The sequence below is a fragment of the Pseudomonas sp. B21-041 genome (genome assembly GCF_024748675.1).
GTDB lineage: Bacteria > Pseudomonadota > Gammaproteobacteria > Pseudomonadales > Pseudomonadaceae > Aquipseudomonas > Aquipseudomonas neuropathica.
On the sequence record NZ_CP087175.1, the window covers coordinates 5,867,931 to 5,889,531 of the forward strand.

The 21,601-nt window shown below is 60.4% G+C and carries 14 protein-coding genes; 4 read left to right on the forward strand and 10 right to left on the reverse strand.

All coding sequences use genetic code 11. From position 1 onward, the window contains the following. Positions 1–8: 8 nt before the first annotated feature. The 3 genes from LOY43_RS26210 to LOY43_RS26220 all read right to left on the reverse strand — a co-directional run bounded on the left by LOY43_RS26210 (position 9) and on the right by LOY43_RS26220 (position 3,529). A complete protein-coding gene (locus LOY43_RS26210) occupies positions 9–1,259 on the reverse strand; it encodes a sarcosine oxidase subunit beta (RefSeq protein WP_034155011.1) in 1,251 nt (416 codons plus the stop codon). A gap of 20 nt (positions 1,260–1,279) precedes the next feature. Further along, positions 1,280–2,533, reverse strand: coding sequence for a serine hydroxymethyltransferase (locus LOY43_RS26215; protein ID WP_007913117.1), 1,254 nt, complete (start codon positions 2,531–2,533; stop codon positions 1,280–1,282). A gap of 285 nt (positions 2,534–2,818) precedes the next feature. Next, a complete protein-coding gene (locus LOY43_RS26220; protein ID WP_220557094.1) occupies positions 2,819–3,529 on the reverse strand; it encodes a TraX family protein in 711 nt (236 codons plus the stop codon). A gap of 126 nt (positions 3,530–3,655) precedes the next feature. Here LOY43_RS26220 and LOY43_RS26225 point away from each other — a divergent pair, with 126 nt between their 5' ends. The 3 genes from LOY43_RS26225 (at position 3,656) to LOY43_RS26235 (ending at position 6,658) form a co-directional block, all read left to right on the forward strand. Then, a complete protein-coding gene (locus LOY43_RS26225) occupies positions 3,656–4,696 on the forward strand; it encodes a low specificity L-threonine aldolase (RefSeq protein ID WP_093429910.1) in 1,041 nt (346 codons plus the stop codon). Between the two features lie 309 nt (positions 4,697–5,005). Next, positions 5,006–5,539: an REP-associated tyrosine transposase gene (locus tag LOY43_RS26230; protein WP_258708916.1), complete on the forward strand. Its 534-nt coding sequence runs from the start codon at positions 5,006–5,008 to the stop codon at positions 5,537–5,539. A 294-nt stretch (positions 5,540–5,833) separates the two neighbouring features. Then, on the forward strand, positions 5,834–6,658 hold the full coding sequence (locus LOY43_RS26235) for an NAD(P)-dependent oxidoreductase (protein ID WP_095050269.1): 825 nt from the start codon (positions 5,834–5,836) through the stop codon (positions 6,656–6,658). 209 nt (positions 6,659–6,867) lie between these two features. On the opposite strand, the gene gbcB is transcribed toward LOY43_RS26235, so the two are convergent. After that, positions 6,868–7,968 (reverse strand): glycine-betaine demethylase subunit GbcB, encoded by a 1,101-nt coding sequence (gene gbcB, locus LOY43_RS26240; protein ID WP_007911227.1) that lies wholly within the window; start codon positions 7,966–7,968, stop codon positions 6,868–6,870. Between the two features lie 297 nt (positions 7,969–8,265). Between gbcB and gbcA the strand changes: the two genes are divergently transcribed. Continuing rightward, the gene (gbcA, locus tag LOY43_RS26245; RefSeq protein ID WP_095050268.1) at positions 8,266–9,561 is read left to right on the forward strand and encodes a glycine-betaine demethylase subunit GbcA; all 1,296 of its coding nucleotides are present in this window, start codon (positions 8,266–8,268) and stop codon (positions 9,559–9,561) included. Between the two features lie 123 nt (positions 9,562–9,684). Here gbcA and LOY43_RS26250 read toward each other — a convergent pair whose 3' ends face one another. From LOY43_RS26250 to dgcB, 6 genes are all read right to left on the reverse strand, one after another. Further along, positions 9,685–10,929, reverse strand: coding sequence for a metallophosphoesterase (locus LOY43_RS26250; RefSeq protein WP_095050267.1), 1,245 nt, complete (start codon positions 10,927–10,929; stop codon positions 9,685–9,687). Positions 10,930–10,954: 25 nt separating this feature from the next. Continuing rightward, positions 10,955–12,823, reverse strand: a complete 1,869-nt coding sequence (locus tag LOY43_RS26255) for a hypothetical protein (protein ID WP_258708917.1) — start codon at positions 12,821–12,823, stop codon at positions 10,955–10,957. A 139-nt stretch (positions 12,824–12,962) separates the two neighbouring features. After that, the gene (locus tag LOY43_RS26260; protein WP_258708918.1) at positions 12,963–16,415 is read right to left on the reverse strand and encodes an alpha/beta fold hydrolase; all 3,453 of its coding nucleotides are present in this window, start codon (positions 16,413–16,415) and stop codon (positions 12,963–12,965) included. A 1,129-nt stretch (positions 16,416–17,544) separates the two neighbouring features. Further along, positions 17,545–18,315, reverse strand: coding sequence for an electron transfer flavoprotein subunit beta (locus LOY43_RS26265; RefSeq protein WP_064119206.1), 771 nt, complete (start codon positions 18,313–18,315; stop codon positions 17,545–17,547). A gap of 9 nt (positions 18,316–18,324) precedes the next feature. Continuing rightward, entirely contained in the window at positions 18,325–19,545 is a 1,221-nt protein-coding gene (locus LOY43_RS26270) for an electron transfer flavoprotein subunit alpha/FixB family protein (protein WP_258708919.1), read from the reverse strand. Further along, positions 19,545–21,494 carry a dimethylglycine demethylation protein DgcB gene (gene dgcB, locus LOY43_RS26275; protein WP_095050262.1) on the reverse strand — a complete coding sequence of 650 codons (1,950 nt, stop codon included), beginning with the start codon at positions 21,492–21,494 and terminating at the stop codon, positions 19,545–19,547. The genes LOY43_RS26270 and dgcB overlap by 1 nt, the downstream gene beginning before the upstream one ends. Positions 21,495–21,601: the final 107 nt, after the last annotated feature.

Here is a 21,601-nt window from a genome sequence, read left to right on the forward strand (position 1 = left end):
TTCTCCTGTTAGTGGGCGACGGCAGCAGCGCCGTGTTCGTCGATGAGTGCGCCGTTGTGGAAACGGTCGATGGAAAACGGTGCGGCCAACGGGTGCATTTCACCCTTGGCCAGACTCGCGGCAAACACGTTGCCCGAGCCAGGTGTGGCCTTGAAGCCACCGGTGCCCCAACCGCAGTTGAAGAACATGTTCGGTACCGGGGTTTTCGAAATGATCGGGCAAGCGTCCGGGGTGGTGTCGACGATGCCGCCCCACTGGCGGTTCATGCGTACGCGGGACAACACCGGGAACATCTCGACGATGGCCTGAATGGTGTGTTCGATCACCGGGTACGAACCACGCTGGCCGTAGCCGTTGTAGCCGTCGATACCGGCGCCGATCACCAGGTCGCCCTTGTCGGACTGGCTGATGTAACCGTGCACGGCGTTGGACATGATCACGCTGTCGATAATCGGTTTGATCGGCTCGGACACCAGCGCTTGCAGCGGGTGGGATTCGATCGGCAGGCGGAAACCGGCGAGTTTGGCCATGTGCCCGGAGTTACCGGCCGTGACCACGCCGACGCGCTTGGCGCCGATGAAGCCCTTGTTGGTTTCGACACCGATGCACACGCCGTTTTCCTTGCGGAAGCCGATCACTTCGGTCTGCTGGATCAAGTCGACACCGAGGGCGTCAGCGGCACGGGCAAAGCCCCAGGCCACGGCATCGTGACGGGCAACGCCGCCGCGACGCTGAACAGTCGCGCCCAACACTGGGTAGCGAGTATTTTTCGAGCAGTCGAGGTACGGAATCTCGTCAGCGACTTGCTTGGCGTTGAGCAGTTCGCCATCGACGCCATTGAGGCGGTTGGCGCTGACCCGACGCTCGGAATCACGGATGTCCTGCAGGGTGTGGCACAGGTTGTAGACGCCACGCTGGGAGAACATCACGTTGTAGTTGAGATCCTGCGACAGGCCTTCCCACAATTTCATCGCGTGTTCGTACAGGTGCGCCGACTCGTCCCACAGGTAGTTGGAGCGCACGATGGTGGTGTTGCGCGCGGTGTTACCGCCGCCCAGCCAGCCCTTCTCGACCACGGCGACGTTGGTGATGCCGTGTTCTTTGGCCAAGTAGTAAGCCGTCGCCAGACCGTGCCCGCCGCCGCCGACGATGACCACGTCGTAGACCTTCTTCGGCGTCGGCGTGCGCCACATGCGCTGCCAGTTTTCGTGGTGGCTGAGGGAGTGTTTGAAGAGGCCGAAGCCCGAATAGCGTTGCATAGTCAGTTACTCCAGAACACTCAGCGATAAACCGGGAAGTCTGCGCACAAGGCCGACACTTGCTGGGCAACATTGGCCTCGACATCGGCATCGCCGAGGTTGTCGAGGATGTCGCAGATCCAGCCGGCCAACACTTCGCACTGGGTCACCTTGAAGCCACGAGTTGTGACGGCCGGGGTGCCGATGCGCAGGCCCGAGGTCACGAATGGCGACTGCGGGTCGTTCGGCACGGCGTTCTTGTTGACGGTGATGTGCGCGCGGCCAAGGGCGGCGTCGGCGTCTTTGCCGGTCAGGCCCTGACGGATCAGGCTGACCAGGAACAAGTGGTTGTCGGTGCCGCCGGACACTACATCGTAGCCACGTTTGATAAACACGCTGGCCATCGCCTGAGCGTTGTCGATCACTTGTTGCTGATACGCCTTGAAGCCGGGCTCCAGCGCTTCCTTGAAGCACACGGCTTTACCGGCGATGACGTGCATCAGCGGGCCGCCCTGGGCGCCGGGGAACACGGCAGCGTTGAGCTTCTTCTCGATTTCTTCGTTGGACTTGGCCAGGATCAGCCCGCCACGTGGACCGCGCAAAGTTTTGTGCGTGGTGGTGGTGACCACGTCGGCGTACGGCAGCGGGTTCGGGTACAGACCGGCGGCGACCAGACCGGCAACGTGGGCCATGTCGACAAACAGCAGCGCACCGACCTTGTCAGCGATCTGACGGAAGCGCGGGAAGTCCAGCGTCTTCGAGTAAGCGGAGAAACCGGCGACGATCATTTTCGGCTTGGACTCAACGGCCAGACGCTCGACTTCGTCGTAATCGATCAGCCCGGTGTCGGTGTTGATGCCGTACTGCACGGCGTTGTAGAGCTTGCCCGAAGACGACACTTTCGCGCCGTGGGTCAGGTGCCCGCCGTGGGCCAGGCTCATGCCGAGGATGGTGTCGCCCGGCTGGATCAGCGCCAGGTAAACAGCACTGTTGGCCGATGAACCGGAGTGTGGCTGGACGTTGGCGTAATCGGCGCCGAACAGTTGCTTGGCGCGTTCGATGGCCAGTGCTTCAACTTTATCGACGTGCTCGCAGCCACCGTAGTAGCGCTTGCCCGGATAGCCTTCGGCGTATTTGTTGGTCAGGCCGCTGCCTTGCGCTTGCATCACGCGTTTGCTGGTGTAGTTCTCCGACGCGATCAGCTCGATGTGATCTTCCTGACGTTGCTCCTCGGCATTCATCGCCGCCAGCAGTGCATCGTCGTAACCCTGGATCTGGTCTTGCTTGCTGAACATCGCGTCTCTCCCAGCGGCATCTGTGCGCCATTCGTCTCGGTAAGGCACTGGCAATGAAGGCAGTGCCCTTTGATGCCGATGGTATGACCGGCGCAGACAGCTCAAATGCCTGCGCGCGCCACGCAAAGGTGCGTTTACGACATGGCTGGAAATGCCATTACCAGACTCGATCTCGAAAACACTGGAGAACCTTGTGGGAGCTGGCTTGCCAGCGATGGCGGCGGCACATCCGGCATTGATGGTGGCTGACCCACCACTATCGCTGGCAAGCCAGCTCCCACAGGGTTATGCGGCGACCTGGCGGATAAGTAGCAAGAGGAGAAAATGCGCGGGATAAAGGGTATAGGCCCAGCGCCGCATCGGTGTCGGCTGGAGATGTCGCCCATGTCGCAACAGGAACATTCCTAGCATTGGCGCAAACAGGCATGTCGCAATACCGAGAATGGCGACGCTACTGCCGAACCTCGCCGAGTCGTACAGCACTTGCCATTGATTCGCTGCGAGGCATATCAAACCCGGCAGCAAGCTGAAGTACCACGGACGGCGAAACACCAACAGCATTGCCAGCGGTAGCAGAATCCCGAAGAAACCGAACATCAGCCGTTCCGGAAACATGGCGGCCAGCACCAGCACAGCAACACCGAGCAATCGCGACATGATCGAGGGATCCTGCCACCCCCGCGCCACCAGCAAGCCCAACGCCAGCGTCGGCATCACGTTCAACGTATCGGGCTCAGGAATGTACAGCCGATAGGGAATCTCACTGACTGCACTGAACAGCATCAACCAGCCCAGATAGCGCCATTCCATCCTCCGCGACCCTGCGCGCGCCAGATTCGCCGCCATCGCCAGGCAAAACCACGGAAACGCCAGCCGCCCAGGCACATACAGCCAATCGGCGGAGAACCCGGCATATCGCAGGTGATCGAGCAACATGCACAGCAGCGCCAGCCACTTGAGCAGATCCAGTGCGCCGTCGCGTTTGCTCAAGTGCATAATCGTCCTACAAACTGGTAATTTCCTGAACGTGACATCCCGTGTGCTCCCCGGAAGATCTTCGGTAAAGTGCGCACCCTCATTGACCACGAGCCTTCACAAGAGTCTCGACCACGGAAGCCGGCCATGACCGACAAGAGCCAACAATTCGCCAGCGACAACTACTCCGGTATCTGCCCTGAAGCCTGGGCTGCAATGGAACAGGCCAACCACGGCCACCAGCGCGCGTATGGCGACGATGAATGGACCGCACGCGCGGCCGACCATTTCCGCCAATTGTTTGAAACCGACTGCGAAGTGTTCTTCGCCTTCAACGGCACCGCCGCCAACTCGCTGGCCCTGTCGTCGCTGTGCCAGAGTTACCACAGCGTGATCTGCTCGGAAACCGCCCACGTCGAAACTGACGAATGCGGCGCCCCGGAATTTTTCTCCAACGGCTCGAAACTGCTGATCGCCGGCACCGAAAACGGCAAGATCACCCCGCAATCGATCCGCGAAGTCGCGCTCAAGCGCCAGGACATTCACTACCCGAAACCGCGTGTGGTGACCCTGACCCAAGCCACTGAAGTCGGTAGTGTCTACACCCCGGAAGAAGTCCGCGCCATCAGCGCCACTTGCAAAGAACTGGGTCTGCACCTGCACATGGACGGCGCGCGTTTCTCCAACGCCTGCGCCTTCCTCGGCTGCTCGCCGGCGGATCTGACCTGGAAGGCCGGTGTCGATGTGCTGTGCTTCGGCGGCACCAAGAACGGCATGGCCGTGGGTGAAGCGATCCTGTTCTTCAACCACAAACTGGCCGAAGATTTCGATTACCGCTGCAAACAGGCCGGACAACTGGCGTCGAAAATGCGTTTCCTCTCGGCACCCTGGGTCGGCATTCTCGAAAACGGCGCCTGGCTGAAATACGCCCGCCACGCCAACCACTGCGCGCAACTGCTGGCCGAGCTGGTCAGCGACATTCCAGGCGTCGAACTGATGTTCCCGGTCCAGGCCAACGGCGTGTTCCTGCAACTGTCGGAACCAGCCATCGCCGCGCTGACCGCGAAGAACTGGCGCTTCTACACCTTCATCGGCAAGGGCGGCGCGCGCTTCATGTGCTCCTGGGACACCGAAGAAGAACGCGTCCGCGAACTGGCCCGCGACATCCGCGAAGTCATGTCCGCCTGATCCCCCTGCACTGATCGTTCCCACGCTCCGCGTGGGAATGCCTCCCGGGACGCTCCGCGTTCCCGCCTCACCACTGTCGACATGCTTAACACCGCTATGACGCAGAGCGTCGACGGCTGCCTTCCCACGCAGAGCGTGGGAACGATCTTCGATCGGGAATGATTTTTCCCACCGCAACACCAGACTTCTCTTCTAGCGAGAACATGCCACCCGCCTCATCCTGATCGCTCCCACGCTCCGCGTGGTAACGCATCCCGGGACGCTCCGCGTTCCATCTCCAATGCACCGCAAGATTCAAGGAAGAATCCCATGGGCCGCAGCCGCTACACCCTTACCGAAACCGAAAAGCCACATTTTCTGACCTGCACGGTCATGGAGTGGTTGCCGCTGTTCATCCGTCCCTACATCGTCGACCACCTGCTCAACTGCTGGCGTTATCAACAGACCCACCATGACTTGAAGCTGTACGGCTACGTGATTCTGGAAAACCATCTTCACTTCGTCGCTCAGGCGCCCGACCTGAGTAAATGCCTCAGCCAGTTCAAATCTTTCACCGCGCGACAAATCATCGATGATCTGCAAAGCAAAGGTGCAGACAAAGCCCTGCAACGTCTGCGCTTTAGCAAACGTGCGCACAAGCAAGACCGGGTTTACCAGTTGTGGCAGGAAGGCTCCCACGCAGAGATGGTTTATAGCGAATCGGTCATGCGCCAGAAGCTTGAATACATCCACAACAACCCGGTGAAACGCGGGTATGTGGATTTGCCAGAGCATTGGCGTTATTCGAGTGCCAGAAACTACACGGGAATGCCGGGGCTGACTGAGGTTCAGTGCTGGTATTGAAATGGGACGCGGAGCGTCCCGGGCTGCATTCCCACGCAGAGCGTAGGAACGATCAGATCCGACTCCACCCCACTGATCGTTCCCACGCTCCGCGTGGGAATGCCTCTCCGAACGCTCCGCGTTCCAGCCTCACCACTGTCGACATGCTTAACACCGCTATGACGCGGAGCGTCGACGGCTGCATTCCTACGCGGAGCGTGGGAACGATCAAACGCCTTCCTTCTGCCCTGAAAGACTTGGTCTACATTGTCTGTCGAGCCCTCCGCTCACATAACAATAAGCAGGAGCATCGGCATGTCGTTACAAGGCAAAACCCTGTTCATCACCGGCGCCAGCCGTGGCATTGGCCGTGAGATTGCGCTACGGGCCGCCAGGGACGGGGCCAATATCGTGATTGCGGCGAAGAGCGCCGAACCCCACGCAAAGTTACCCGGGACCATTCACAGCGTCGCAGCGGAAGTCGAAGCAGCGGGCGGCAAGGCTTTGGCCCTGCAAGTCGATGTGCGTGATGAAGACGCCGTACGCCAGGCACTGGCTCAGGCCAACGAACATTTCGGCGGCATCGATGCATTGGTGAACAACGCCGGGGCGATCAAACTCACCGGTGTGCAACACATCGAGCTCAAACGCTTCGACCTGATGCACCAGATCAACACCCGCGCGGTGTTGCTGTGCAGCCAGGCCGCCCTGCCTTATCTGAAAAAATCCGCCGGGCACATTCTCAACCTGTCGCCGCCGCTAAATCTGGCGAGCAAATGGTTTGCACAGTTCAGCCCTTACACCGTGACCAAATACGGCATGAGCATGCTGACGATCGGGATGAGCGAGGAATTTGCCAGTTACGGGATCAGTGTCAATTCGTTGTGGCCGCAGACGATGATTGCGACGGCGGCGATTGAATTTCAGTTGGGTAATCGGGAGTCGTTCAAGCAGGCGCGAACGCCAGCGATCATGGCGGATGCGGCGCATGTGATTCTGGATAGCAGCGGGCGGCAGATTACCGGGCGGTTGTTGATTGATGAGGAGATTTTGCGGGAGAGCGGTGTGACGGAGTTCGGTCAATATCGCTTTGATCGAGAAAGCGACGCGGCACTCATGCCGGATTTGTTTATCGACTGAAAAGCCCCTCACCCTAGCCCTCTCCCGGAGGGAGAGGGGACTGATTGGGAGATATTTGAGAATTACGCCGACGTGAAACTGCTTTACTGAATCCATAGTCGACTCGATCTTTCAGGTCGATGGATCCCTCAAGACACCTCCGTCGGCCCCCTCTCCCTCTGGGAGAGGGCTGGGGTGAGGGGCATGCCGTACGCAAAAATTCGCCCCACTCAAAAATCGATTCGCACATCCCCTTTAGGCACACTGCAGCACGACAAGATAAACCCTTCCGCCTCATCGTCCTCGGTAATCCCGCCGTTGTGCTCCATCTCCACTTCACCACCCAGCTTGAGCACCTTGCACGTCCCGCAAATCCCCATGCCGCACGCCTTCGGAATCATCAACCCCAGCTTGGCCGCCGCCGCATGCACCGTCTCGCCCGGTGCAACACGAATGCTCTTGCCCGACGAAGTGAATTCGACCTGATGCAGATCCGCTGCATCGATTTCTGGCGCATCGGCTGCCTGTTCGGCTTGCTCGACCGCATCGGCACGAGCTTCCGGTGGCGTAGCACCGAAGGATTCCTCGTGATAACGCGACATGTCGTAACCGGCCACTTCCAGCAGGCGCTTGACCGCGTTCATGTACGGCGTCGGGCCGCAGCAGAACACTTCGCGCTCAAGGAAGTCCGGCACCATCAACTCAAGCATCTTGTGATTGAGGTAGCCGCGATACCCGGCCCACGGCTCGCCCAAGCCGTGCTTCTCGCAAATCAGGTGCAGGCTGAAGTTGTCAATCCGCGACGCCATGTGTTCCAGCTCGCGGTGGTAAATGATGTCTTTCGGCGAGCGCGCGCTGTGGATAAAGGTCATGTCAACGTTGGCGTTGGTGTCGTAGAACCAACGCGCCATCGACATGCACGGCGTGATGCCGACGCCGCCGCTGAGGTACAGCACTTTCGGGCTCGGAAAGTCGATGGCATTGAACAGCCCGACCGGCCCGTGCACCGCCAGCTCCTGGCCTTCATGCAGCGTATCGTGCAGCCAGTTGGAAACCTTACCGCCCGGCACCCGTTTGATCGTCACCGAAAAGCTGTACGGCACCGACGGCGAACTGGAGATCGTGTACGAGCGCATGATCGGCTGGCCTTCGATTTCCAGCTCCAGGGTCACGAACTGCCCGGGCTTGAAGAAGAACAGGATCGGCTGATCGGCCATAAAGCAGAAGGTGCGCACGTCCCAGGTTTCCTGGATGACTTTGACGCAACGGACGATGTGTCGGCCATTGGCCCAGGTCTGGGTGGTGACCGGATTCAGGAAGCTGTTGGACATGCTGTTCTCCACGGCCGACTGTCGGCCTCATGTCGGCGATTCTGCGTATAGCGCGAACCGCCCGTTTACCTATCCGCGACATCGGCATACTTATCGCGACCAGCCCCCAACCACCGGGGGTTGCGCGTCGGGAACAGATTGCACCATGTCGCCCATGGATAAGGTTCGCGGCAGCGCCGGCCCCACACTCGCCCCAACACCAATACAGATTCTTTACACCTTGCGTAGCAACCGTTAGCAGCACACCTGATCAGCCACTTTTCGCCGGCCACGCAGATGGCCATGAGGATCACATCGATGGACGTCACCGCAAAAATCAGCCTGGGCGATCCGCTGGAACCCGCACGCAAGGCCACCGCACAAATGCTCCAGGAGCGCGAGCGCACGTTTTCGCTGCCGCAACCGTTCTATAGCGACGAGCGGCTGTTCGATATCGACATGCAGGAGATCTTCCAGAAAGAGTGGTTGATCGCCGGCATGACCTGCGAGATCCCGGCCAAGGGCAACTACCTGACCCTGCAGATCGGCAAAAACCCGATCATCGTTATCCGTGGCGCCGAAGGCGTGGTGCACGCGTTCCATAACGTCTGCCGCCACCGTGGTTCGCGACTGTGCACCAGCGAAAAAGGCAAGGTTGCCAAACTGGTCTGCCACTACCACCAGTGGACGTACGAGCTGGACGGTCGCCTGCTGTTCGCCGGCACCGAGATGGGCGCCGACTTCGACATGAAGCAATATGGCCTCAAACCGGTGAACGTGAAGACTGCTGGCGGCTATATCTTCATCAGCCTAGCGGAGAATCCACCGGCCATTGATGACTTCCTGGCGACGCTGAACCACTACATGGAACCGTACGACATGGAGAACACCAAGGTGGCGATCACCACCACCTTGATGGAAAAGGCCAACTGGAAACTGGTGCTGGAAAACAACCGCGAGTGCTACCACTGCAACGCGTCTCACCCGGAACTGCTGAAAACCCTGCTGGAGTGGGACGACGTCACCGACCCGCGCGCCGATCAAGCGTTCAAGGATCACGTTGCTGCGTCCGCCGCTGCCTGGGAAGCTGAGAAAATCCCTTACGCCCACGCCAGCTTTGGCCTGCGCAACCGCATCGTGCGCATGCCGCTGCTCAAGGGCACCGTGTCGATGACCCTCGACGGCAAACAGGGCTGCGCGAAACTGATGGGCCGGATCAAGAACCCGGATCTGGGTTCGATGCGCATCCTGCACCTGCCGCACTCGTGGAACCACTGCATGGGCGACCACATCATCGTCTTCACCGTGTGGCCGATCAGCGCGCAGGAAACCATGGTCACCACCAAATGGCTGGTGCACAAGGATGCGGTTGAGGGTGTCGATTACGACGTGGAGCGTATGCGTCAGGTGTGGGACGCGACCAACGATCAGGATCGTCGCCTGGCCGAAGAGAACCAGCGCGGGATCAACTCCACCGCCTACCAGCCCGGGCCTTACTCCAAGACCTATGAGTTTGGCGTGGTTAACTTCGTCGACTGGTACAGCGAGCGCCTGTTGAGCAACCTCGGCGCCGAGCCTGCGCCGTACCTAAAAGGTGTCCCGGTCCAGGGCTGATGTCTTCTGCTTGATCGTTCCCACGCTCTGCGTGGGAGTGCAGCCCGGGACGCTCTGCGTCCCAAAAGGCCGAACGCGGAGCGTCCGTTGAGGCGTTCCCACGCAGAGCGTGGGAACGATCAGTCAGTGTGATGACCACCTCACCGATCCATCCTCACCAATAAACTCCTCAAATATCTCCTCCCCCACCAACCTGATTTTCGCGTACCCGTTCAACACCCGCAGCGGATATGCCGGGTCCTTGGCATCCTGCGTCTCCGACCACAACACCCGCGAATGCCCGTCCAGCTCGCTGGCATTGCCATAGGGAATCGCCCCGTGCCCGGCACAACGCGCATGCAAACCACCCTGCTGCGCATACACGATGCCGTTGTGCAGATGCCCCCAATACCAATAATCCGGCTCGCGCCCCAGCGCATCGCACACCGGTTGATACAGCGCGGTCTTGTTGTGCCCGGAAATATCGAAGCCCTGATGATGGCTGAGCACCATGAGCTTTTTGCGTTTTGGCAGGCCTTTCATCCACGCGATCTGCGGCTCGTTCAAAGTGCCGTCCATGTACAAATTCATCGCATCAGACGCGTACGCAGAATCCAGCCCTACCACCAGCCAGTCATCGTTGATCAAGGCGAAGTAACTGGTGCCCTGCTGCCCCGGAAAACGCTTGGCCAGTTCCTTGAAGTAGCCGTGGGCGCCGCTGTACATCTCGTGGTTGGAATTGAGGGTAAACGAGCCATGCGTACCCATCGGCCAACCGGCCATGTCGACGTCTTCCTGGGAATGACTGCCGGCGTAATACACATCGCCCAAATGAATGGTGAAATCGGCCTGGGCCAGTTGCATCTGATTGGCCACCGACACCGCCGGCGCATGACTGTCGAACGGCCCGGTGCCCCAGTCGCCGGCAATCGCCAGGGTCACGTCGCGATCCATTTGCACCACCGCCGGGTCAGTACCGAAGGTCGCGTGATGGCGCAGGTTTTCGATCCACTTCAGCAGCGCCTCGCTCCACAGCAGATCCAGCAGTTCCCACTTGCGACAGCCGAGCAGGCTGCCGTCCTTGAGCACCCGGGTCGCCAGTTGATCGGTGGACTGCGGCAACGGTGCGGCGTTGCCGATGCGCAGGATCGACAGACCGTGGGACAGCTCCCAGGGTACGCTCGGTTCGTCGTCCGGCAACTCGCCGTTCTTCAGCACGTACTGCGCCTGATCATGCCCGCGTTGCAGCAGCTTGATGATCGCCTGAAACTCCTGCGGCTCGAGCTCGCTGATGAGTTTCATCCAGGCCATTTCCATGCGCGTGAACAAGCCGTGAATGCGCACTTTGACCTTGTCGTATTCGTGTTCCCAATGACTGACCAGTGACATGGTGTAATCCTCTCTCCGTAAGGGTTCACAGGGTTTTCATGAATTCGATCAATGCACGCTTGTCGTCGTCCGACAGGGTTGTGCCGTACAGGTGACCGCTGTTGTGGTTGCCCTCCAGCCGCGTGTCGTATTTGAAGTCCGCCGAGGCTTTGGCCTGGGCGCCGCTGGTGACGAAACCGACGTTGACCGGGTCGTAAATATCCGAGCCGGTGATGAACACCTGCGGACGTTTTTCCGGCGGTTGCAGTAAGTCCCATAGGGTCGGCACCGAGCCGTTGTGCAGGTACGGCGCGCGCAACCAGACGCCGTCGGTGGGCGTGTTGCTGTAGCTCTGGGTCTTGCGGTAGGCGCCGAAATCGAACGGCGGTTTTTTGAAGGTGTGGAACGCGGCCACCAGACCGGTGGTGAACGAGTCGAGCCGGTGCGGATCAGTGCCGAGCTGATCGATATTGGTCGTGACCTGCCCGGTATCGGTGCGCCCGAAGTCATGACAAGCCGCGCAGTTGGCCTCCCAGATCGGTTTGCCCTGGGCGACCTTGGCCTGATCCAGCGCCCACGGCCACGCAGGCGCCTTGTGCCCGAGCAGCCAGTTGGTCACGCGGTTGAAGCTCGGCGGCAACACCGATTCTGGCGTTGCGCCCACGGCCATCGCGGCGGCGTAGTTGCGTTCGTGGATCTTGTTGTTATTGCCGTCCCAGTGCAGGTACATCGATTCGCGGGGTTTCTGGTTCCACACTTGCGGCAGGTCGACGGTGCCGATGGTCGAGTCATCCGGGAAGCCGAACACCACCATTTTCGTCGGATTGAAGGTGTCGGTGCGGCCCGGGCCTTGTTGCGGACGCAGCTTTTGCCAGGCGTAAGCCTGCTTCTGCTTGAGCAGTGCGCTTTTGGCCATCGGCATGATCAGGTAGCGGTTGTAGAGCTTCTCAAAGAAGCCCAACTGAAACTTGCTGTTGATCGCCGCCATCACCGCGTCGGTGGTGAATTTCGGATCGCTGGCGCAATCGTAAGCGAACCACTGGAAGGCTTGCAGTTGCAGGGTGTTGGCCGGCGCGCTCGGCACATTGACGGCGACGTCGCTGGCATTGGCGCGGTAGGAGCCGGTATGGCACAGCGCGCAGTTCGGCTCTACCGTCGGGTAGCCGATCTGCCGCTTGGCCATGCCGATCGGCAGATCCTTGCCGTTTTCAAAGAGGAAACCGAAAACCTCCCAGCCACCGGGTTTGGGCATTTTCTCCGGGCACATCTGCGGCAGCACGGCGAACAGGTAATACGGGATGCGCGCTTCGATGCCGAGGCCGATGGCAGCGTACTTGTAGTGGTCTTCGTCGGAGGCATATTGCTGTTCAGGCACGACGCGGAGCATCTGATACCAGGTCTCGTAACCGATGAAACCGAGTACCGCGACGACAATCAGCGTGCCTACCTTGAAGGCGTGACTCTGCCATTGCCGCTGCCATGCCGCGCGCCACTCGCGCCAGCCATCGCAAAGCAATGCCCAAGGGCGGTTCTCCGGCGCGGTGCCGAGGTAGAGCAGAATGCCGAGGATCAGAAAGAAGCTCAGATCGCCCATCAACATCGGCACGAATACCGAGCCTTGAGAGCTGGTGTTGATCAGGTAAATCCAGAAAATCACCGCGATCAATCGCGTCAGCACACACAACCAGGAATGCACCACGTAACGCGGCGCGTTGAAACCCGACGGCATGTAAAACACGCTGATGCCAACCAGCAGCATCCCAGCGTTCTCCAGCCATGGGTCAGAGAGTTGCGGCGGCAGCCCGACCACCGATGTCAGCAACCCCGGCGCGAACAGCGCAGGGAGGGCGAACACCATGTTCATCGCAATGCCTATCCAGATGAAGCGTTGAAACCAGCGGATGTAGCTGTCCATATCAGTTCCCCTGATCGTTCCCACGCTCTGCGTGGGAATGCATCCCGTGACGCTCTGCGTCACACAAGCGGACGCAGAGCGTCCATGGCGGCATTCCCACGCGGACGGTTCGACGCCTCGACGTGGGAACGATCAGTGACTACCCGAGGGCGGTTTTCTCCAGGTGTGCAAGGATGATCGGGTAGACATCGACCACCGCGTTCTTGCCGAACATGCAGTCAATGTGGCCGTAGCCCGGCACCACTTGCCGGCTATAGCGCTCCGGCCCATGCATTTCGCACAAGCGCTGGTAGGTCTTGAGGGTGCTTTCCGGCAGGTAGCACTGGTTGTCGGCACCGCTGATAAAACAGATCGGCATGGTCAGTCGATCAAAGTGCGGCATGTACACATCGTTGCCTTTGAAATCCACCAGGTGCCCTTTGCGCACGATCAGCGCCAGGTGCTCGAAGGTTTCGATGTTCGACTCACCGAACAACTCGTGCAGGTTGTCGTGCAGGGTTTCGTTGAGGGTGTCGTGGCGATACAGCGACGCGTACATGAAGGTGATCCGGTGGCACACCGGATTGGTGCAATAGCCCTGCGCCTCGATCCGCGCGTAGCCGTTGAGGGCCTTGTCGTAGAGTCTGTTGAACCAGTTTTCCTTGCTGTCGGCGTAAGCGGTCATCGACTTGATGCCGATCGCATCGAGCATCCCCGGCAGGTGCAATCCGGCCTTCAGCCCTGTGGCAGTGGCAACTACGGTGTCAGCGGCAATCTGCGAGCAGACCACCGAACGCACACCCTGCAAACCGGCGAGCAACGACATGAAGAAGGTCGTTGCGCCGTAGCAATGCACCACGCACTGCACGTCCTTGGCCTGGGTCTGCTGCTGAATCTGCGCGATGGCAGCCTTGAAATCGTATTGGGCGATCTGGTCGCCGTTCCACTCTTTCTTGCTCGCCGGCAACAGGATACTCACGCGAAAATCCAGCAACCACACGTCGTAGTCGTGCTTGCACAGATATTCCAGCAGATTGGTCTGGATGGTGTCGGTGGAAAAGATATTCGAACCCACGCCCAAGCCATGCACCAGCATCACCGGGCCTTTGCTCCCGGCCTGATACCGGGTCAGGCGCAATTCAACGCCGTCTTCGGTGGGGAAGAAATGCACCGCCGGCGTCGGCGCATCCAAGGGCCGTTTCAACCGTGGCGGCGCGTCGGGATTGAAGTAGATATCGCCGGCAAACACCCCGCCGTAACTTTCCCAGAGGATCCCGGCGAAGAACTTGCCGAACCGCGCCAGGCCTTCAATGCGCTCTCGCTCGTTGCGCGCATTGAGGACTTTCATGGTGGTCATCTGTTTGGCGAAATCGGTCGGATGAATATGCATCACCCCGGAACCGATCACCTCACCGGTCTTGTCCGGCCCGCGATACAGCGTCACGTACAGCGTGCTGGTGTCATGCCAGATATTCAGCACGCCGTTGTCTTCCGGCACGGTTTTGAAGGCGCTGAAGAAATAGTCGTTACCGTCCTCGGCGGTCAGTTTCATGTCGTACTTCAAGTGGCGCGTATCGACCTGTTGCTCGAATTGTTCGAACAGGTTGAACACGCCGTTGCTCGCGGTCAGCGGCTGCGGTGACAGCGCTGGGGCGATGACAGTGCCAACGATGGTCGCCGCGTGCTCGGGTTCCTTGATCATGCGGTTGAGGTCGTTGGCGGTGATGGTCAGGGTGAAGTCGATCGGCGAATTGTCCGCCTCGCCGCGTTTGGCCGCTGCTTCGTAGACTTTCAGGTCGGTGCTTTGCGCCGCAGTGAAAGCCCGGGAGAAATAGCCCTTCATGGTTTCGGTGAACTGCACGCCGAGGGTTGGCGGTGCCACTGGTTTACGCGGTGCGGATGGCAGCGTGTAGTCGATCTGCCAGCCACGGTCGGCGGCAAGCAGGCCCATGTTGCGCTCACTCACAGCAGAGATGGTCAGCAGCGGATTGACCGCCAGCGAGGTCGGAATCACCGCACCGTCCGTCACGTACAGGTTGGCGTAAACATCGCTGCCACTGGCACCGCTGAACACCTGCCCCTTGTGATTGACCACGCCTTGCGCCGCGTCTTCACCCATCACGCAACCGCCCAACGGGTGGACTGAAACGATGCTGTGCTTGAGCAATTTGGTCCAGATCGGGTTCTCCACCCACACGCCGCCGAGCGCCTTGGTGCTCTGGTGCAAACGCTCGTTGCCGAGCTTGAAGTTCTCCTGCTCGCCAACGCCCGGCCAGTCGATACGCAGTTGATCCTTGTTGTCGAGGACCATCCGTCCCTGGCCGCTGTCGTGGCTCATGATCAGGTAAGTCTGCATGTTGTGCAGTGCGCCGTAATACGGGCCGCGCAGAAAGCTTTCCGCTTCACGCGCCTTGTATTTGACCTTGCCGCTGAAGCTGTCATCCGTGGCGACGCCGATCATCTCGGCAAACCCGGCCATGGCCGGCACCATCGGCCGGCCGAGCGCGCCGGGGATCGAGCCCTCCTCGATGACCATGCGGCTGCGCCAGTCGCCTTCCGTGCGCATGTCGATCACCGAGGTGATGCACGGGCCGACCGGGTGCAGTTCCTTGGCCGGGTGCGCACCGAAACCGATGCCGTTGATGGTCTGCTCGCAGTTGTGGCCGAAGCCGAGGATGTCGCCGTTGCCGCTCATGTTCTCGCCGAGCTGGGCGGACATCACCACGCCTTTGTCGCGCGTGCGCAGAAGAATTTCCGTGGAGCCGAGGGTGCCGGCGGAGACCACGACGATGTCGGCCTTCACGAACAGCGTCGGCGCGTTGAACGTCTCCCGCCCGCTGTCGAGGTACTGGAAGTGCACGATCCAGCCTTCACCATCACGCTCCAGGTGCCGCACTTCGGCCTGGCAGAAAATCTCCGCGCCGTAGTTCCAGGCGTCCGGCAGATAGTTCATCAGCGTGGTGTTCTTGGCCTTGTTGTTACAGCCCGACACGCAGTCGCCGCACTGGTTGCACGGCAGTTGCTCGACGCCGACATGGTTGAGGTTGTTTGGCAGCTTGTCGAAGGTCACGTTGATCGGCGGCTTGTAGAAATGCGCGCCCTGCTTGAGGTATTCCGCGGATTTCTTGTTGGCGTCGAGTTTGGGCAGGTTGGGTGCAGTGTTCGGGTAGGGATTGGGTTTGAGCATTTCCCGGGCGCGGGCATAACCGTCCTTGAGCAACGTATCGCGGTGCTCACGCACCGCTTGCGGCCAGCGCGGATCGTCGAATACGCCCGGCTCCGGTTCAAGGGCCACGTTGGCATTGATCAGCGACGTGCCGCCGAGGCCGCAACCGACCACGACGTTCTGCTGGGCATTCACATGCAAGTCGAACAGCCCGGTGCGCGAGCCGATATGGCCGTCCGGGTCATGCACCTGCAGTTCCTCGGTGGCGGCGATCATGGTGTTGGGGTATTCGCCGGGCTGGATTTCCCGACCGCGTTCGAGCAGGCACACACGTTTGCCGGCACGGGACAGGCGCGAGGCAGCAATGCCGCCGCCGTAGCCTGAACCAATGACAATCACATCGTAGTGTTCCTTGATCTCGCTGATGGGCGTTGCGATCCGTGTCATGAGGTGGTTCCTCTAATCAGGCAGATGGGGCAACTCTGCGGTTGCCTGCAATCAATGGGCGGACGGGCACCTGGCCACCGGATCAAGTCCGGCGACAGCACAGCGGTCTGGCGGGTGGGGCGCGCTACAGGCGAGCGTGCTGATTGGCGGCGCGCCGTAGCGTGCGCTTGCGTGGCGAGGGCGGGGGGCGGTGCGGCTGACTATCCATCATGCGTTCTCCCAGAACCTGATGTGGATAAGTGACGGCTGTCCTTGTGCCATTGCAGTGAAGACAGCGCAGGAATCGAAGTCAAGGCAACGTCTTAGAACTGTATGAAATGTGATCAATTGCCATTTGGACTATGCCGGACGGGGCTTGCGGGGTTTGACGAACAAGTTATCCACATAGCCACCCACAGCAAATGGGGGTAACTGTGGATGATTAAAAAAATAACTTGCTGATTTGTAGAGAAAAATCGTGACTTATCCAGAATGACGGTTTGCCAGACGTATTGGTTGTTTTTTGATCACATTCTTGCAAGCCACGTTCTGTAAGGCCTGTAGGGGATGGCAAACACGTTATCCACAGAAGCGCCAACAGAGATCGGGGGTAACTTTGGCCTTGCTGTGGAAAAGCGTTGGAGGCTGTGTGAAATCGAGGCTTGCGCGGGAATTAAGTGCGGAAACTGACGAATTGACTGTTTTTTGATCACCCCTTCGAAAGCCACGGTTTGTATGGGCTTCAGCGGATAGCGAACATCTTATCCACAGAAGCGCCAACAGAGATTGGGGGCAACTTATTCAGTTATCCAAGATAAAAAGCCCAGAAAATCCGTAACTTAGGCTGGTTGTTTTTTGATCGAAGGGCTGTAGGGCTTGATTGGCGCGGGGTGCAGGGATGGGCGAACACGTTATCCACAGATCCGCCAACAGGGATTGTGGGTAAACAGCCCCCCTCACCCCAGCCCTCTCCCTCCGGGAGAGGGAGCCGACCCAGGTGTATTGGAAATATGCAGCGACTTGCGACTTATGCGGTGTCCTTAGCTTGGCCAGACCTGAGCTCACGCCGATCTCTCAGGTCGATGTAACGCTTGAGTACGCCACCGTAGATCCCCTCTCCCTCTGGGAGAGGGCTAGGGTGAGGGGCTTTTCAGCGAACCACACCTTCTTCAATCAGCAACTTGAGGATCGCTTCAGCCCCGGCCTGTGCAGTAACACCTTTGAGCACTTGCCCCCCGCCCCCACTGGCCTTGGCCGTCGCGGCCTTCATCCGGTCCGCCCCACTCTTGGCCTTGATCACCTTCAAGCGTTTCGGCCGTGGCTTGGCCGGTTGCAAAGTAGCAACCGCGAGCAACTCATCGTCCACCACTTCGACGTCGTCAGCCTGCAAGACCCCGCGTCGCGCCGGCCCGTAGGCACTCTGCCGAGGTTTCGGCGCGGCGTTATCCACAGTCGCCAGAAACGGCAGCTTCACTTTCAACCGGCGCCGTTGCCCGCGCGGCAACGCTTGCAGCACCAGTGCTGAACCGTCATTGATCGACTCGACCTGCGCCAGTCCCACCACCAGCGGCCAGCCCAGACCTTCCGCCAGCAAGAACGGCAACATCCCCGAACCTTCACCGGTCTCTGCCTGGCTGCCGGTCAGCACCACCTGCGCACCGGCATCACGCAGATACGCGGTCAGCGCCGGCAGCGCATCGGCACCAGCCGGTTGCTCCAGCACATGCATCTGCTCAAGACCCATGCCCAGATAGGCGCGCAACGCCGGCTCCGCAACGTCGCCGGCATGCAGCACTTGCAAGTTATCCCCAGCCAGTTGCAAACCCAGTTCCACGGCGCGCGCGTCCTGATCAGCGCGGCGTGGCCGCCCGGAAGTAGGGTGAGCGCCGATTGAAACCAGACTGATTACTTTCGTGTTCATAGCGTTTCCTTAAGCCGCATCGCGCTTGGCTTCGTTGCGGTAAGCCGCCACCGCCTCGATCAACGCCTGAAGAATCTCTGCGCTCTCGCCGATCACAGAGAGGTCTGCACGCTTGATCATGTCGCAACCCGGATCGAGGTTGATCGCCACCACCTTGTCACAGGCACCAATGCCTTGCAGGTGCTGGATCGCCCCGGAAATCCCCACCGCAACATACACCCGCGCGGTAACCCAGGTGCCGGACGCGCCGACCTGGCGATCACGGGCCATGAAGCCATCGTCCACCGCCACCCGCGACGCACCTTCGGTAGCGCCGAGTGCCGCCGCCGTTTCGTGGAACAGTGCCCAGTCCTTGACGCCGTTGCCGCCGGAGAAAATGAACTCCGCTTCGGCCATCGGAATCGCTGCCGGGTCGACCGCAACGGCGCCGAGATCTTCAATCCGCGACAGGCTACGAGCGACACTTGTGGATAACTCCACCGGCAACGCTTCGTGACGGGTTTCACTGACCGGTTCAGCGCATTCGGCCGCCGCCAGAATCAACCGTGCGACGGGACGGGCAAGGTCTTGCAGCCCCGCGCCAGCGCGGCCGATGCATTCCTGATCCTTGACCTGCCAGACCCGTGTCGCCGGGCGCTCGCCCAATGCCGCGGCAAAGCGCCGGCCGAGTTCACCGCCACCGCTGCGACTGTCAGGGAGCAGCCAGTGACGCGGGTTGAACTGGTTATCCACAGCGCGCAAACCTTGCGCGCGTTGCTCCGGTGCATAACCACTAAAGGCTTCGCCCTCGAGTACCAGCAAGCGATCGACGCCTGCCGTGGCGAAGGCATTTTCCTTGTGCTCGCCAAAGACCACCGCCAGCACCGCGCCGTCATTGCCGGCGAGCTGATGAGCGAGGCCGAGCAAGTCGCGATCGTGGCTGCTCAGGCGGCCGCCGACCATGTCCGGCACCACACAGATATAGAACGCCGGGGCCGGCACCTGATGCAGCGGCAATTGCACTTCCACAGCCGCCGAGCGTTTGACCGCCCCGCCCTGTTGCGCGCCGCTGCGGTCGATACGCTTGATGCCGTTGGGGCCGATAAAACCGATGCCATGGAGGTTTTTGCGGATGATGCCGTTAGGTCCCATCCAGCTGTGTTGCGCTGGTTGCATGGCCGCGTGCAGCGGGTGCAGGCGGTTACGCGCAATCCATTCGGCGCGCGGGTCGCGGCGGATAATGTCGCTCATCAGTGGGCCTCCGCAGGTTCACGTTTGGCCGGAGTGGCAGGCTTGCTTGGCGCGGCGTCTTCGAGCAGCGCGTCGGCGACCAGTTCGGCGATGTCCTTGATCAGCGGACGCGGTTCGACCACGCCTTCGAGCATCGCCGTGCACTGTGGACAACCCACCGCCACCAGTTCGGCGCCGGTCTCGCGGATGTCTTCCATGCGCATATCAGGAATCCGTTGCTTACCCGGAATGTCAGTGATCGGCGCCCCGCCGCCACCGCCGCAGCAGCGCGAACGGAAGCCGGAACGTTGCATCTCTTTGACTTCAATACCGAGCGCACGCAGCACTTCGCGCGGCGCTTCGTACTCGCCGTTGTAACGACCGAGGTAGCACGGGTCGTGATAGGTCACGCTGTTGCCTTTGTGCTGACCGAGGTTCAACGCACCGGCCTGAATGATTTCCGCCATGTAGGTGCTGTGGTGTTGCACCAGATAGTTGCCGTCGAACGCGCCGTACTCGTTTTTCAACACATGGAAGCTATGCGGATCGCAGGTAACGATGCGGTTGAAGCTGTATTTGGCCAGGGTCTGGATGTTGCGCTTGGCGAGCAACTGGAAGGTTGCTTCATCGCCGAGACGGCGGGCCACGTCGCCACTGTCACGTTCTTCCAGCCCCAACACGGCGAAGTCGATTTTCGCCGCTTTCAGCACTTTGACGAACGCGCGCAAAGTGCGCTGGTTGCGCATGTCGAAGGCACCGTCGCCGACCCAGAACAGTACGTCGGTGGATTTCTTCTCGCTGAGCAGATTGAGGTTCAGATCCGCCGCCCAGTTCATCCGCCCGCCCGGGGCGAAACCGCCTGGGTTGTCGGTGGCGATCAGGTTTTCGAGGACCTCGGCGCCCTTATTCGGGGTCGCGCCTTTTTCCAGGGTCAGGTGCCGGCGCATGTCGACGATGGCGTCGACGTGCTCGATCATCATCGGGCACTCCTCGACGCAGGCACGGCAGGTGGTGCACGACCACAGGGTTTCGGCGTCGACCAGACCGTTAACGATCGGTTGATGTGGATTACCGCTGTGTTCGCCCACTGGTTTGCCGGGATACGGGCTGCCGGCGAACTTCGCATCGGTGCCACCGGCGAGACCGACGACCATGTCCTGAATCAGTTTCTTCGGGTTCAGCGGCTGACCGGCAGCGAACGCCGGGCACGCCGCTTCGCACTTGCCGCACTGCACGCAGGCGTCGAAACCGAGCAACTGGTTCCAGGTGAAATCCTTGGGTTTCTCTACCCCTAATGGTGCTGAAGGATCATTGAGATCCAGCGGTTTGAGGCCGGTGGAACGACCACCACCAAAACGTTCAGCGCGACGGTGCCACGCCAAGTGCAAGGCACCGGCAAAGGCGTGTTTCATCGGCCCGCCCCAGGTCATGCCGAAGAACAGTTCCGACACGCCCCACAACACGCCGATCCCGAGGATGACCGCGAGTATCCAGCCGCCAAAGTTTTCCGGAAGAATCCCGGCCACCGGCAAGGTCAGCAGAAAGAACGACGCCGAGAACGCCAGCAGGCTTTTCGGCAGGCGCATCCACGGGCCTTTCGACAGCCGCGCCGGCGGGTTGCGCCGACGCAGATAAACGAAGATCGCACCGACGAACATCACCGCCGTCATCAGCAGCAAGGCGTAACCGAGTATGCGGTTATGCAGGCCGAAACCGTGCACCAGCAGCGCCAGCACAATCGACGCCACCGCACCGCCGGCCGTGGCCACGTGGGTGTTGGCGATGTATTTGTCCCGCGCCACGACATGGTGCAAATCGACCATGTAGCGCTTGGGCATGGCGAACAGGCCGCCGATCAGATCGACCTTCGAGGCCCGGCCCCGGCGCCACATCGCTACCCGCCGCAACGCGCCGAGGACACCAAGCCCGATAGCTGCGAACAACAGGATTGGAAGAAGGGTGTTCAACATGGTGAAGCTCCCACCAGTACAACCTGGAGAAACACGGCGTTCAATGATCGTTCCCACGCTCTGCGTGGGAATGCATCCCGGGACGCTTCGCGTCCCAAGCGGACGCA

What these genes read in the sequence shown, in the direction of transcription:
- LOY43_RS26210 (WP_034155011.1), bottom strand. Translation starts at nt 1,259, where the DNA reads ATGCAACGCTATTCGGGCTTCGGCCTCTTCAAACACTCCCTCAGCCAC.
- LOY43_RS26215 (WP_007913117.1), bottom strand. Translation starts at nt 2,533, where the DNA reads ATGTTCAGCAAGCAAGACCAGATCCAGGGTTACGACGATGCACTGCTG.
- LOY43_RS26220 (WP_220557094.1), bottom strand. Translation starts at nt 3,529, where the DNA reads ATGCACTTGAGCAAACGCGACGGCGCACTGGATCTGCTCAAGTGGCTG.
- LOY43_RS26225 (WP_093429910.1), top strand. Translation starts at nt 3,656, where the DNA reads ATGACCGACAAGAGCCAACAATTCGCCAGCGACAACTACTCCGGTATC.
- LOY43_RS26230 (WP_258708916.1), top strand. Translation starts at nt 5,006, where the DNA reads ATGGGCCGCAGCCGCTACACCCTTACCGAAACCGAAAAGCCACATTTT.
- LOY43_RS26235 (WP_095050269.1), top strand. Translation starts at nt 5,834, where the DNA reads ATGTCGTTACAAGGCAAAACCCTGTTCATCACCGGCGCCAGCCGTGGC.
- gbcB (WP_007911227.1), bottom strand. Translation starts at nt 7,968, where the DNA reads ATGTCCAACAGCTTCCTGAATCCGGTCACCACCCAGACCTGGGCCAAT.
- gbcA (WP_095050268.1), top strand. Translation starts at nt 8,266, where the DNA reads ATGGACGTCACCGCAAAAATCAGCCTGGGCGATCCGCTGGAACCCGCA.
- LOY43_RS26250 (WP_095050267.1), bottom strand. Translation starts at nt 10,929, where the DNA reads ATGTCACTGGTCAGTCATTGGGAACACGAATACGACAAGGTCAAAGTG.
- LOY43_RS26255 (WP_258708917.1), bottom strand. Translation starts at nt 12,823, where the DNA reads ATGGACAGCTACATCCGCTGGTTTCAACGCTTCATCTGGATAGGCATT.
- LOY43_RS26260 (WP_258708918.1), bottom strand. Translation starts at nt 16,415, where the DNA reads ATGACACGGATCGCAACGCCCATCAGCGAGATCAAGGAACACTACGAT.
- LOY43_RS26265 (WP_064119206.1), bottom strand. Translation starts at nt 18,315, where the DNA reads ATGAACACGAAAGTAATCAGTCTGGTTTCAATCGGCGCTCACCCTACT.
- LOY43_RS26270 (WP_258708919.1), bottom strand. Translation starts at nt 19,545, where the DNA reads ATGAGCGACATTATCCGCCGCGACCCGCGCGCCGAATGGATTGCGCGT.
- dgcB (WP_095050262.1), bottom strand. Translation starts at nt 21,494, where the DNA reads ATGTTGAACACCCTTCTTCCAATCCTGTTGTTCGCAGCTATCGGGCTT.